Here is a 12,200-nt window from a genome sequence, read left to right on the forward strand (position 1 = left end):
GCCATGAGCCAGCCCGAGGAGCCGCTGCGCCAGGACGGCATCGGCGCGCCCGACGACCTCGACCGTCTCTGGACGCCGCACCGGATGGCCTACATCCGTGGCGAGAACAAGCCGATCGACGCGACGTCGGGGGAGTGCCCGTTCTGCCGGATCCCGTCGCTGGCCGACGACGAGGGGCTGGTCGTGCACCGGGGGGCACTGTCGTACGCGGTGCTGAACCTCTACCCGTACGCTCCGGGGCACCTGATGGTCTGCCCCTACCGCCACATCGCCGACTACACCGAGACGACCGACGAGGAGGCGGCGGAGATCGCCGACCTCACCCGGACGGCGATGCGCGTCATCCGCACCGTCTCGGGGGCCGGCGGCTTCAACATCGGCATGAACCAGGGGCACGTCGCCGGCGCCGGGATCGCGGCGCACCTGCACCAGCACGTCGTACCGCGGTGGCCCGGGGACCAGAACTTCATGCCGATCATCGGGCGCACCAAGACGCTGCCCGAGCTGCTCGGCGACACCCGGGCGCTGTTCGCCCGGGCGTGGCCCGCGTCCGACTAGCGCTTCTTGCCGCCGCTCAGCCCCTCCATGGAGCTGCCGGCGTCCTGGGCCGCCTTGTCGCGCTTCTCGCCCCGCTTCTCCTTGATGGACTTCCCGGTCTTCTTGGTCATGCCTTGGCGCGGCGACTTGTCGCTCATGCGGGGATCCTCTGAGAGGGGGGCCTGGGTGGCTCCGTCCTGTGACACTACGCCCCGGACCGGCCCCGGACCCGTCGTGCCCGCGCCACCGCAGACGCCCGCTAGCCTGGCTCCCGCCATGATGGAACGTTTCCGCGCCTTCTGGACCAAGGTCCTCTCCCCGATCGCCCACCTGCTGATCCGGATGGGCGTCAGCGCCGACGCCGTCACGCTCGTCGGCACCATCGGCCTCAGCGCCGGCGCGCTGATCTTCTTCCCGCAGGGGATGCTGCTCACCGGCGTCCTGGTGGCGACGGCGTTCGTCTTCAGCGACCTCCTCGACGGCTACATGGCCCGCTCGCAGGGCAAGAGCAGCAAGTTCGGCGCGTTCCTCGACTCCACGCTGGACCGGATCGGCGACGGCGCGATCTTCATCGGCCTCGCGCTGTACTTCGCCGGCCCCGGCGACAGCGAGGTCTACCTCGTCCTGAGCCTGGTCTGCCTGTTGATGGGCGCGGTCACGTCGTACGCCCGCGCCAAGGCCGAGGGCCTCGGCTTCCACGCGAAGGTCGGCATCGCCGAGCGCGCCGACCGGCTGGTCGCCATCTTGGTGATGACCGGGCTGAGCGCGATCTTCGACCTGCCGATCCTGCTGCACGTGGTGCTCTGGGCGCTTGCCGCTGCCAGCACCATCACGGTGGTCCAGCGGATCTGGGTGGTACGCCGCCAGGCGCTCGCCGAGGTCGCCGACCGACCGGTCTAGGGGACCCCTCACCCGCCCTTCGCCGAATCGGGGGCGCTGGCGATCCGCCGTACGATCGGTCACATGGCTGAGCACCCCGACACGACCCCGTCCGGCACCGGCACCACGCGCGTCAAGCGAGGCATGGCCGAGATGCTGAAGGGCGGCGTGATCATGGACGTCGTCACCGCCGAGCAGGCGAAGATCGCCGAGGACGCCGGCGCGGTCGCGGTGATGGCGCTCGAGCGGGTGCCCGCCGACATCCGGGCCCAGGGCGGCGTCTCCCGCATGTCCGACCCCGACATGATCGACGGCATCATCGCGGCCGTCTCGATCCCGGTGATGGCCAAGGCGCGCATCGGCCACTTCGCCGAGGCACAGGTGCTGCAGAGCCTGGGTGTCGACTACGTCGACGAGTCCGAGGTGCTGACCCCGGCCGACTACGCCAACCACATCGACAAGTGGTCCTTCCAGGTGCCGTTCGTCTGCGGCGCGACCAACCTCGGCGAGGCGCTGCGCCGCATCAGCGAGGGCGCGGCGATGATCCGCTCCAAGGGCGAGGCCGGCACCGGCGACGTCTCCAACGCCGTGACGCACATGCGCACCATCCGCCGCGAGATCGGCCGGCTCACCACGCTCGAGGACGACGAGCTGTACGTCGCCGCCAAGGACCTGCAGGCGCCGTACGACCTGGTCAAGGAGGTCGCGGAGCTCGGCAAGCTGCCGGTCGTCCTGTTCACCGCCGGCGGCATCGCGACCCCGGCGGACGCGGCGATGATGATGCAGCTCGGCGCCGAGGGCGTCTTCGTGGGCTCGGGCATCTTCAAGGCCGGCAACCCCGCCCAGCGGGCCGAGGCGATCGTCAAGGCCACCACGTTCCACGACGACGCCGACGTGGTCGCCAAGGTCTCGCGCGGCCTCGGCGAGGCGATGGTCGGCATCAACGTCGAGGAGCTCGCGCAGCCGCACCGGCTGTCCGAGCGCGGCTGGTAGGTCCGATCTCGGGCACCCCCGGGGGCGCTCCGAGGCGCCGTCGTGGGGTGGGTCACATCGGGCGGGTCCGGGCCTCAAGGGACTTGAGTTCTTCTTGAGGAAGGCCGGTGGCTGGCTCGGGGGTCCCTTGATCTTGACCGAGTGGAATGAGGACATCGCCCCACGACGGGGCCAGGATCCACTCACTCGGAGGACACGACCATGAACAAGACCGCCAAGGGTGCACTCGCCGCCGGTACCGCCGCCGTCCTGCTGATGGGTGGCGCCGGCTCGCTGGCCTACTGGACCGACTCGGTCACGGGCGGCGCCGGGACCGGCTCCTCCGGCAAGCTCTCGATCGTGCCCGCCACGACCGGCACCTGGACCCACAACGGCCGCCCGGTCACGAACCCGGTGGACGTCGTCGCGGTCCCCGGCGACGAGTTCCTCTACTCCGGCACCTACACGATCGGCGCTACCGGCACGGACCTCCAGGCCGACCTCGACATCACCGAGGGTGCTGTGTCGGGCACCTTCGCGCCCGACGCCGTGACGGTCACCCCGACCTTCACGCTCGGCACGACGCCCCTGGGCGCCTCGCAGCAGATCACCGCCGCCGACAACGGCAAGACCCTCGCGGTCGGCATCGAGGTCGACTTCGCCTGGGGCGCCGAGGGCGACAACGCCTCGCAGGGCAAGAAGCTGAACCTGACCGACTACACAGTCACCCTGACCCAGACCGACAAGCTCGCGGCCGCCAGCTGAGTCCGGTCCGAGAGCACAGGTAGTTTCCGATGAGCAGCCTCGCCTGGGACGCCGCCCTGCTGCGCGTCGCGCCGAGCCCGCAGGCGCAGGACGTCGAGTCGCAGCGGCACACCCGCGGGCGCCGGATCCTGGGCTTCGCCGGCCGCGTCGTCGGCTGGCTGCTCATCATCGCGCTGCTGCTCGTGCTCGCCGCGACCGTGCTCGTCCCCCGGGTGGCCGGCGCCACGCCGTACACCGTGCTCACCGGCTCGATGGAGCCGAACCTCCCGCCGGGGACCCTGATCGTCACCGAGCAGGTGCCGGCCCAGGACATTGAGATCGGCGAGGTCGTCACCTTCCAGATCGAGTCCGGCAAGCCTCAGGTCGTCACCCACCGGGTCATCGCGACCCGGCAGGACCGAGACGGGCGCCCGGAGTTCCTCACCCAGGGCGACGCCAACCCGATCCCCGACCAGGGCTGGCGCCCGGCGGAGTCCGTGCGCGGCGTCCTCTGGTACGCCGTCCCGAAGCTCGGCCACGCCAACAACATCCTGACCGGCGACCAGCGCCAGTTCGGCGTGTACGTCGTGGCGGGCGCGCTGGTCCTCTACGCCCTCGGTCTGTTCGCCGGAGAGGCGCGTGACCGCCGCCGCACCCCGCGGCACGCCGCGCCCTGACCGATCCCGTCCGCACCAGCCAGCCTGCCCCCCCGAGAGGAACCACCCCATGAAGCACGCCGCTCCCCGCGAGACGGGCCGGGTCCGCCCGTCCGGTCGGCTGGCGCTGGCGGTGCTCGCCCTCGTGGGCGCGGTGGTGGTGCTGATGGGCGGTCAGGGCACGTTCGCCTTCTGGACCGACGAGGCGACGGTGCGGGGGACCGCCATCGAGACGGGCACCCTCGATCTGAAGGTGAACGGCAGCGACAGCCACGTCACCACCACCCTCGGGATGGCGGCGATGGTGCCCGGACAGACGTCCGCCGAGGTGGTCAGCGTCCGCAACAGCGGGAGCGCTCCCCTCACCTACACGGTGAACGCGGCCCTCACCGGACCCGACGCCGCCGCGTTCGCGAGCGCCGGGGCGCTGGAGCTCAGGGTGGTCAGGAACGGGACGCGGTCGGGCCAGCCCCACGCGACCTGCACGGGCGGACAGGTCCTCGCGACGCACCGGTTCGTGGCCACGGGGCCGACCACCGTCGTGGCGGCGCGGCAGGGTCCGCTGGCCGGCAACAGTGCTGCGACGCCGGTCTGCCTCCAGGTCTCGTTCTCCGGCTCGGCCCCGTCGAGCCTGCAGGGGCGGACGACGACCCTCGCGCTGACCTTCGCCGCCACGTCGGACGTGTCGTGACGACCGGGCGGCCCCGGACCCTGATGGGGAGCGTGGTGCTGCTGGCGGCCGTCACCCTCATGGCCGTGACGGCGATCCCCGGATCGCTGGCCGCGTGGAACGACGAGGTCACGGTGGCCGCCGGCACGTACCGCGCCTACGAGGTCAAGAGCCCCACCGGCCCGGTCGGCTGCACACGGGGGAGCGACGAGACCGTGAACCTGTCGTGGGCCGCCACGCCCGACGTACCGGCGGGACACCAGTACCAGGTCAGGGTCAGCTGGCGGTACCTCGGCCGGGACTACGACTGGTCGACCCTCGCGTCGGCCAACCGGCTGCTGCTGCGCAAGTCGGACACCGGCATCCAGGGCGCCTACATCGGCTCGCCCACCGTGACGGTCTCCGGGATCGTCGGCGACGGGGGCTGGGCCTCCCGGACGTCGATCGAGCGCGACGTCAGCGCCGGCTGGTTCCACTTCGGCTGCTGACCTGCCCGCGCTGCTGTCCCGCGGACGCCGGCACTAGCCTGACGCGGTGCTGAGACCGACCATCGGCGTGCTCGCCGTCCAGGGCGACGTCCGCGAGCACGTCCGCGCGCTCGACGCCCTCGGCGTCCGCACCACCACCGTGCGTCGTCCCGCTGAGCTCGCGGCCTGCGACGGGCTCGTGGTGCCGGGTGGGGAGTCGACCACGATGGCCAAGCTGGTCCGCACGTTCGACCTGCTCGAACCGCTGCGGGAGCGGATCGCGGACGGTCTGCCGACCTTCGGGACGTGTGCGGGGATGATCCTGCTGGCCGACCGGATCGAGGGCGGCGCCCCAGGTCAGGAGACGCTCGGCGGGCTCGACGTGACCGTGCGGCGCAACGCGTTCGGGCGGCAGGTCGACTCCTTCGAGAGCGACCTGCACCTGAGCGGACTGACCGGGTCCGTGCACGCGGTCTTCATCCGGGCGCCGTGGGTCGAGCGGGCCGGTGCCGGGGTCGAGGTGCTCGCCCGCGTCCCGCAGGGCCCGGCCGCGGGTAGGATCGTCGCGGTCCGTGAGGACCACCTGATGGCCACGTCCTTCCACCCCGAGGTCGGCGCGGACCACCGCGTGCACGGCCTCTTCGTGGAACTCGTCAAGCAGTCGTAGGTAAGGGAGCGCATGTCCGGCCACTCCAAATGGGCGACCACCAAGCACAAGAAGGCGGTCGTCGACGCCAAGCGCGGCAAGATGTTCGCCAAGCTGATCAAGAACATCGAGGTCGCCGCCCGGATGGGTGGTGGTGACCCCGCCGGCAACCCGACGCTCTACGACGCCATCCAGAAGGCGAAGAAGTCCTCGGTCCCCAACGACAACATCGACCGCGCCGTCAAGCGCGGGTCGGGCGCGGAGACCGGCGGCGCGGACTACCAGACGATCATGTACGAGGGCTACGGCCCCGCCGGCGTCGCGATGCTGATCGAGTGCCTCACCGACAACAAGAACCGCGCCGCCATGGAGGTCCGCACCGCGATGAGCCGCAACGGCGGCTCGCTGGCCGACCCGGGCTCGGTCTCGTTCCTCTTCCACCGCAAGGGCGTCGTCGTGGTGCCCGCGGAGCAGGAGGGCCGCAGCGTCGGCGAGGACGACGTCCTCGAGGCGACGCTCGAGGCGGGCGCCGACGACGTCCACGACCTCGGCGAGGCGTTCGAGGTGGTCTCCGACCCCAGCGACCTGGTCGCCGTCCGCACCGCGCTGCAGGCCGCCGGGATCGACTACGACTCCGCGGACGCCTCGTTCGTCCCCGACAACAAGGTCGAGCTCGACAAGGACGCCGCCCCCAAGGTGTTCCGGCTCATCGACGTGCTCGAGGACCTCGACGACGTGCAGAACGTCTACGCCAACCTCGACGTCTCCGACGAGATCATGGAGCAGCTGCAGGACGTGTGAGCTCCTCGGTCCCGACCCGCGTGTCGGACGTCGTACGCCGGGGCGCCGGGCTAGCGTTGCTCCGAACACCTGTTCGGACGGAAGGCTGCTAATGCGCGTGCTCGGGATCGACCCCGGCCTGACCCGGTGCGGGATGGGCGTGGTCGAGGGCTCGGTGGGTCGGCCGCTGACCCTGGTCGACGTCAACGTGCTGCGGACCTCCGCCGACCTGCCCGTCGCCGAGCGGCTGGTGACCATCGAGCGGGGCGTCGACGCCTGGCTCGACGAGCACCGCCCCGACGCGGTCGCGGTGGAGCGGGTCTTCGCGCGCTCCGACGTCAGCACCGTGATGGGCACCGCCCAGGCGAGCGGCATCGCGCTGGTCTGTGCCGCGCGGCGCGGGCTGCCGGTCGCGCTCCACACCCCCAGCGAGGTGAAGGCCGCGGTGTCCGGCAACGGCCGGGCCACCAAGCAGCAGGTGGGCGCGATGGTCACCCGGATCCTCCGTCTCGACGCTCCGCCCAAGCCCGCGGACGCCGCGGACGCGCTGGCGCTCGCCATCACCCACATCTGGCGGGGCGGCGCCCAGGCCAGGATCGACGCGGCGGTCGCCGCAGCAAGGAGTCGTCCGTGATCGCGTTCGTCCGCGGCCAGGTCGAGGCCGTCACCCTGTCCAGCGCGGTGCTGGAGGTCGGGGGAGTCGGGCTGGAGCTGATGTGCACCCCCGGCACCCTCGCCACGCTGCGCACCGGCAGCCAGGCCACCCTGCCCACGAGCATGGTGGTCCGCGAGGACTCGCTGACGCTCTTCGGTTTCCTCGACGACGACGAGAAGCAGACCTTCGAGCTGCTGCAGACCGCGTCGGGCGTCGGCCCGAAGCTGGCGCAGGCGATGCTCGCCGTCCTCAGCCCCGACGACCTGCGACGGGCCGTGACCGGCGAGGACGTCAAGACCCTCACCCGGGTGCCCGGCGTCGGCCAGAAGGGCGCGCAGCGGATCATCCTCGAGCTCAAGGACCGGCTCGGCGCCCCGATCGGCACCCGGTCCGCCACGCCGCTCCCGGTCCTCGAGCCCTGGCGCGACCAGGTGCAGCAGGGCCTGGTCGGCCTGGGCTGGTCGACCAAGGACGCCGACCGTGCCGTCGACGCGGTCGCACCCGACGCGGGCGAGGTCCCCGACGTCGCCGCCCTGCTGCGCGCCGCGCTCCGTGCCCTGAGCCGGGCCTGAGGTCGTCGCGATGCCCTTCCACGAGGACGACCTCGAGGTCGCCGAGAGCGGCCACCTTCAGTCGCTGACCGCCGCCGAGGCGGAGGGCGACGAGCGCGCCGTCGAGGCGGCGCTGCGTCCGCGCACCCTCGACGAGGTCGTGGGGCAGACGCGGGTCCGGGCCCAGCTCGGCCTGGTGCTGGAGGCGGCGCGGCGACGCGGCCGCGCCCCCGACCACGTCCTGCTCTCCGGTCCGCCCGGCCTGGGCAAGACGACGCTGGCGATGATCATCGCGGCCGAGATGTCCACGCCGCTGCGGCTGACCAGCGGCCCCGCGATCACCCACGCGGGCGACCTCGCCGCGATCCTCTCGGGCATGAACGAGGGCGACGTCCTCTTCGTCGACGAGATCCACCGGATGTCGCGTCCCGCCGAGGAGATGCTCTACATGGCGATGGAGGACTTCCGGGTCGACGTCATCATCGGCAAGGGCCCCGGCGCGACCGCCATCCCGCTCGAGATCCCGCCGTTCACGCTCGTCGGCGCCACGACGCGCGCCGGCCTCCTGCCCGGCCCGCTGCGCGACCGGTTCGGGTTCACCGGCCACCTCGAGTTCTACGAGCCGCACGAGCTCGACCTGATCGTGCACCGCTCGGCCGGGCTGCTCGGCGTCGAGCTGCGCGCCGACGGCGCGGCCGAGATCGCCGGCCGGTCCCGCGGCACGCCGCGGATCGCCAACAGGCTGCTGCGCCGGGTCCGCGACTACGCGCAGGTCCGCGCCGACGGCATCGTCACGCTCCCGGTCGCCGAAGCCGCGCTCGACCTGTACGAGGTCGACCGGCTCGGGCTGGACCGCCTCGACCGCGCGGTCATCGACGTCCTGTGCCGCCGGTTCGGCGGTGGCCCGGTCGGCGTCTCCACCCTCGCGGTCGCCGTGGGGGAGGAGCGCGAGACCGTCGAGGAGGTCGCCGAGCCGTTCCTCGTCCGGCTGGGCTTCCTCGCCCGCACCCCCCGGGGCCGGATCGCCACCCCCGCCGCCTGGGCGCACCTCGGCCTCGCCCCGCCGGCGCCCCCCGCCGACGCCGCGCTGTTCGACGACTGACCGGCCGGCTGGGCGGGTCGTCGCCCGGGGCTCGCCGCGCCCGGGACGTCATACGAACTGGTCCCGATGAGCGCCACGTCGTACGACGTCCGGCGCGACGTCCGGCGGGACGTCAGACGCCCCGGTGCCCACCGCAGCCACCTCGTATGACGTCTGGTGGCTCCGCACGGTTATGCTTTCCCGTCGGTCGGCCCGCCCGTCATGTGGCTGGGTGACCTTCCCCCTTCTTCTGGAGAGGCTTCGTCGTGCAAGAGATCGTCGGCTTCCTGCCGATCATCGGTATCGCGCTGCTGTTCTGGCTGCTGATCATCCGCCCCGCCAGCAAGCGGCAGCGGGAACTCAGCACCATGCAACAGTCGTTGGAGGTCGGGGACGAGGTCATGCTGACCTCGGGCGTCTTCGCCTCCGTCGAGGAGATCGCGGACGACTACCTCCGAGTCGAGATCGCCGACGGTGTGACCATCAAGGTTGTGCGCGGCGCCGTCGGCTCGATCATCCAGCAGCCGCTCGTCGACGACGAGCCCGAGGAGATCTGACATGGCCCGTTCGTCCGCCGCCCGCCCGGGACGCACCCTCGTGGTGTTCTTCGTGGGCGTGGCGATCCTCTTCGGGCTCGTGGCCCTGGCGGGGAACTGGAAGCCCGCGCTGGGTCTCGACCTCGAGGGTGGTGCCCGGATCACGCTGACCGCCGAGGGCGACCCGGACGAGGAGAGCCTCGAGGAGGCGCGCGAGATCATCGACCAGCGCGTCAACGGCACCGGTGTCACCGAGGCGGACGTGACGGTGCAGGGCGGCCGCTTCATCGTCGTCGAGGTCCCCGGCGACGTCGAGAACCGACGTCAGCTCGAGGAGACCGTCAAGCGCCAGGCACAGATGCGCTTCCGGCTCGTGGCCTGCTCCGACGTCGACGGCCGCTGCGCCACCGGCGCCACCGACCCGGGCCTGGGCGTCGACCCGAACACACTCACCCCGCCGGCCTCGGAGGCCCCGCAGAACCCCCAGGGCAACAAGGGGAACAAGGGCAACAAGGGCAACAACCGCCCCGCCGTCGGCTTCGCCGACGAGACGCCGGCCCCGGCCGAGGAGCCCAGCGACGCGCCGAGCGAGGCACCCGCCGAGGGTGGCTCCGAGGCGCCCGCCGACGCGCCGTCCGGCTCGCCGCAGGTGCCCGCGTACGACGGCCCGACGAGCGGCCAGACCGAGGAGCTGCTCGCCTGGCAGGACGCCCCCGACCAGGCGTCGATCGAGGCGTTCAACGCCTTCACGTGCCCCGAAGACGGTGCGCCCGCGATGGTCAACGACGACCCCGACAGCCCGCTGGTCACCTGCGAGTACGACCCGGAGACCGGGCAGAGCATCAAGTACCTGCTCTCCCCGGCCGCGATCGAGGGCACCGACCTCGACTCGGCCTCGCACGGCATCCCGCAGGGCCAGGCCGAGTGGATCGTCTCCCTCGAGATCGGCGGCAAGGGCGAGGACGCGTTCGACACCATCTCGCAGCGGCTGACCGGCAGCGAGAAGCAGTTCGCGATCGTCCTCGACGGCCAGGTCATCTCGGCGCCGACCATGGAGAGCCGCATCTCCAACGGGCAGGCCCAGATCTCCGGCAACTTCACCGAGGCCTCGGCCGAGAGCCTGGCCACCAGCCTGAAGTTCGGCGCGCTGCCGATCGCCTTCCAGCCCGACGTGACCGTCGAGGACATCGGTCCCTCGCTGGCCGGCGACCAGCTCACCGCCGGCCTCTGGGCGGGCGCCTTCGGCCTCGGCCTCGTGATGCTCTACTGCCTGCTCTACTACCGCGGCCTCGGCCTCGTGGTGGTGGCCTCGCTCGCGGTCGCGGCGGCGATCACCTACGCGATGGTCCTGCTGCTGAGCGAGACGGCCGGCTTCACGCTGACCCTGCCGGGTATCGCGGGGTTCATCATCGCGGTGGGTGTCACCGCCGACTCCTTCATCATCTTCTTCGAGCGCATCCGTGACGAGATGCGCGACGGGAAGTCGATGCGGGTGGCGGTCGAGTCCGGCTGGCGCCGGGCCAAGGTGACCCGGCTGGCGGCGAACGTGGTGTCGCTGCTCTCCGCGGCGGTGCTCTACATCTTCGCCACCGGCGTCGTGAAGGGCTTCGGCTTCGCGCTGGGCCTCTCCACGCTGATCGACCTCGCGGTGCTGTTCTGGTTCACGAAGCCGATGGTCTCGTGGCTGGCGCAGTTCCGGTTCTTCAACGGCGGCGGAAGGCTCTCCGGCCTGAGCGAAGAGACGCTCGGCATGGAAGCCGTCCCGGCAGGAGGCAAGGCCTGATGGGCAAGTTCTCGCGGTACGGCAACGAGTTGTACACCGGTCGCCGGTCGATCGACTTCGTCGGTCGCCGGGGCCTCTGGTACGCCGTCACGCTGGCCGTCGTGGCCGTCGCGGTGGCGATCATCTTCCTCAAGGGCCTCAACTTCGGCGTCGAGTTCACCGGCGGCACCCAGTTCCGGGTGCCGCTGGCCAGCGCCGAGGTGACCCAGGACAACGCCGACGAGCTGCGCGACGCGATCGCCGACGCCGAGATCGAGGGCGTCGACAACCCGAACGTCACCACCGAGGGCACCAAGGCGATCGTGGTCGAGGTCGGGGAGCTCGACGCCGAGCGCAGTGACGCGGTCGCGGCCATCATCGAGGACACCGTCCCGGCGTCCGGGGACCTCTCCCTGTCCGAGATCGGGGCGAGCTGGGGCGAGGAGGTCGCCAAGCGCGCCCTCCTCGGCGTCGGGGTCTTCCTGATCCTGGTGATGCTGTTCATCTGGGCCTACTTCCGTGAGTGGAAGATGTCCGTCGCGGCGCTGGTCGCGCTGGCCCACGACATCGTCATCACCATCGGCATCTACGCCCTCTCCGGCTTCCCGGTGACGCCGTCGGCGGTGACCGGCCTGCTCGCCATCCTGGGCTTCTCGCTGTACGACACGGTCGTGGTCTTCGACAAGGTCCGCGAGAACACCCACGAGCTGCGCAAGTCCGGCCAGACGTACGCCGAGGCGGCCAACCTCGCGGTCAACCAGACGCTGGTGCGCTCGATCAACACCGGCATCGTGGCGCTGATCCCGATCGGCGCGATCCTCTACGTCAGCGCCGTCCAGCTGGGCGCGAGCTCGCTGCAGGACCTCGCGCTCGCGCAGTTCGTCGGCATGGCCGTCGGCATCTACTCCTCGGTGCTGCTCGCGCCCCGCGTGCTGGTGCACCTCAAGGGCCGCGAGGCCAGCGTCCAGCTCGCCGACAAGCGGGCCCGGTCGCGGGCGAAGGCCTCGGCCGACCGCTACGCGTCGGTCCCGGCGTTCACCGAGGACCTGCCGGTCCACGACGAGCCCGGTGCCGCCGGCGCCGACCTCGGGGACGACGAGCCCGGTGCGCCGGTCTCCCGCCCGATGGCGCCGCCGCGCGCCGCGGAGGCCTCCGGACGCGGCCGCGTCGTCCCCGCCCCGAAGGGTGCCACCCGCTCCAGCGGCGCCTCCGGACGTGAGCAGCCGACCCGGGAGACGCGCTCCAAGCGCGGCAAGAAGTGAGC

16 protein-coding genes are annotated in these 12,200 nt (G+C 71.8%); 15 read left to right on the forward strand and 1 reads right to left on the reverse strand.

Features of this window, described 5'->3' with window-relative positions; genetic code table 11:
• Nucleotides 1-3: 3 nt before the first annotated feature.
• Entirely contained in the window at nucleotides 4-558 is a 555-nt protein-coding gene (locus H4O22_RS08930) for an HIT family protein (RefSeq protein WP_182526639.1), read from the forward strand.
• Here H4O22_RS08930 and H4O22_RS08935 read toward each other — a convergent pair.
• Nucleotides 555-695: a hypothetical protein gene (locus H4O22_RS08935; protein WP_182526640.1), complete on the reverse strand. Its 141-nt coding sequence runs from the start codon at nucleotides 693-695 to the stop codon at nucleotides 555-557. The genes H4O22_RS08930 and H4O22_RS08935 overlap by 4 nt on opposite strands.
• 118 nt (nucleotides 696-813) lie before the next feature.
• On the opposite strand from H4O22_RS08935, the gene pgsA reads away from it, so the two are divergent.
• The 14 genes from pgsA (at nucleotide 814) to secF (ending at nucleotide 12,198) form a co-directional block, all read left to right on the forward strand.
• The gene (gene pgsA / locus H4O22_RS08940) at nucleotides 814-1,437 is read left to right on the forward strand and encodes a phosphatidylinositol phosphate synthase (protein WP_182526641.1); all 624 of its coding nucleotides are present in this window, start codon (nucleotides 814-816) and stop codon (nucleotides 1,435-1,437) included.
• A gap of 63 nt (nucleotides 1,438-1,500) precedes the next feature.
• Complete coding sequence (pdxS, locus tag H4O22_RS08945; protein WP_182526642.1) at nucleotides 1,501-2,409, forward strand: pyridoxal 5'-phosphate synthase lyase subunit PdxS; 909 nt, start codon at nucleotides 1,501-1,503, stop codon at nucleotides 2,407-2,409.
• Nucleotides 2,410-2,610: 201 nt separating this feature from the next.
• On the forward strand, nucleotides 2,611-3,153 hold the full coding sequence (locus tag H4O22_RS08950; protein ID WP_182526643.1) for an alternate-type signal peptide domain-containing protein: 543 nt from the start codon (nucleotides 2,611-2,613) through the stop codon (nucleotides 3,151-3,153).
• A 29-nt stretch (nucleotides 3,154-3,182) separates the two neighbouring features.
• Entirely contained in the window at nucleotides 3,183-3,809 is a 627-nt protein-coding gene (locus H4O22_RS08955) for a signal peptidase I (protein ID WP_182526644.1), read from the forward strand.
• 49 nt (nucleotides 3,810-3,858) lie between these two features.
• Nucleotides 3,859-4,479 (forward strand): TasA family protein, encoded by a 621-nt coding sequence (locus tag H4O22_RS08960; protein WP_182526645.1) that lies wholly within the window; start codon nucleotides 3,859-3,861, stop codon nucleotides 4,477-4,479.
• The gene (locus H4O22_RS08965) at nucleotides 4,476-4,946 is read left to right on the forward strand and encodes a hypothetical protein (RefSeq protein WP_182526646.1); all 471 of its coding nucleotides are present in this window, start codon (nucleotides 4,476-4,478) and stop codon (nucleotides 4,944-4,946) included. Before H4O22_RS08960 ends, H4O22_RS08965 begins: the two co-directional genes overlap by 4 nt.
• 46 nt (nucleotides 4,947-4,992) lie before the next feature.
• Entirely contained in the window at nucleotides 4,993-5,592 is a 600-nt protein-coding gene (gene pdxT / locus H4O22_RS08970) for a pyridoxal 5'-phosphate synthase glutaminase subunit PdxT (protein ID WP_220451326.1), read from the forward strand.
• 12 nt (nucleotides 5,593-5,604) lie between these two features.
• Entirely contained in the window at nucleotides 5,605-6,372 is a 768-nt protein-coding gene (locus H4O22_RS08975; RefSeq protein ID WP_182526647.1) for a YebC/PmpR family DNA-binding transcriptional regulator, read from the forward strand.
• Between the two features lie 91 nt (nucleotides 6,373-6,463).
• Nucleotides 6,464-6,985 (forward strand): crossover junction endodeoxyribonuclease RuvC, encoded by a 522-nt coding sequence (gene ruvC, locus H4O22_RS08980; RefSeq protein WP_182526648.1) that lies wholly within the window; start codon nucleotides 6,464-6,466, stop codon nucleotides 6,983-6,985.
• A complete protein-coding gene (gene ruvA / locus H4O22_RS08985; protein WP_182526649.1) occupies nucleotides 6,982-7,578 on the forward strand; it encodes a Holliday junction branch migration protein RuvA in 597 nt (198 codons plus the stop codon). Before ruvC ends, ruvA begins: the two co-directional genes overlap by 4 nt.
• Nucleotides 7,579-7,588: 10 nt before the next feature.
• Nucleotides 7,589-8,659 carry a Holliday junction branch migration DNA helicase RuvB gene (gene ruvB / locus H4O22_RS08990; RefSeq protein ID WP_182526650.1) on the forward strand — a complete coding sequence of 357 codons (1,071 nt, stop codon included), beginning with the start codon at nucleotides 7,589-7,591 and terminating at the stop codon, nucleotides 8,657-8,659.
• Between the two features lie 245 nt (nucleotides 8,660-8,904).
• Nucleotides 8,905-9,195 carry a preprotein translocase subunit YajC gene (yajC, locus tag H4O22_RS08995; protein ID WP_244963170.1) on the forward strand — a complete coding sequence of 97 codons (291 nt, stop codon included), beginning with the start codon at nucleotides 8,905-8,907 and terminating at the stop codon, nucleotides 9,193-9,195.
• A 1-nt stretch (nucleotide 9,196) separates the two neighbouring features.
• On the forward strand, nucleotides 9,197-10,957 hold the full coding sequence (gene secD, locus H4O22_RS09000; protein WP_182526651.1) for a protein translocase subunit SecD: 1,761 nt from the start codon (nucleotides 9,197-9,199) through the stop codon (nucleotides 10,955-10,957).
• The gene (gene secF, locus H4O22_RS09005) at nucleotides 10,957-12,198 is read left to right on the forward strand and encodes a protein translocase subunit SecF (protein ID WP_182526652.1); all 1,242 of its coding nucleotides are present in this window, start codon (nucleotides 10,957-10,959) and stop codon (nucleotides 12,196-12,198) included. Before secD ends, secF begins: the two co-directional genes overlap by 1 nt.
• Nucleotides 12,199-12,200 lie beyond the last annotated feature (2 nt).

It is taken from the genome of Nocardioides dongkuii, assembly GCF_014127485.1.
Taxonomy (GTDB): domain Bacteria; phylum Actinomycetota; class Actinomycetes; order Propionibacteriales; family Nocardioidaceae; genus Nocardioides; species Nocardioides dongkuii.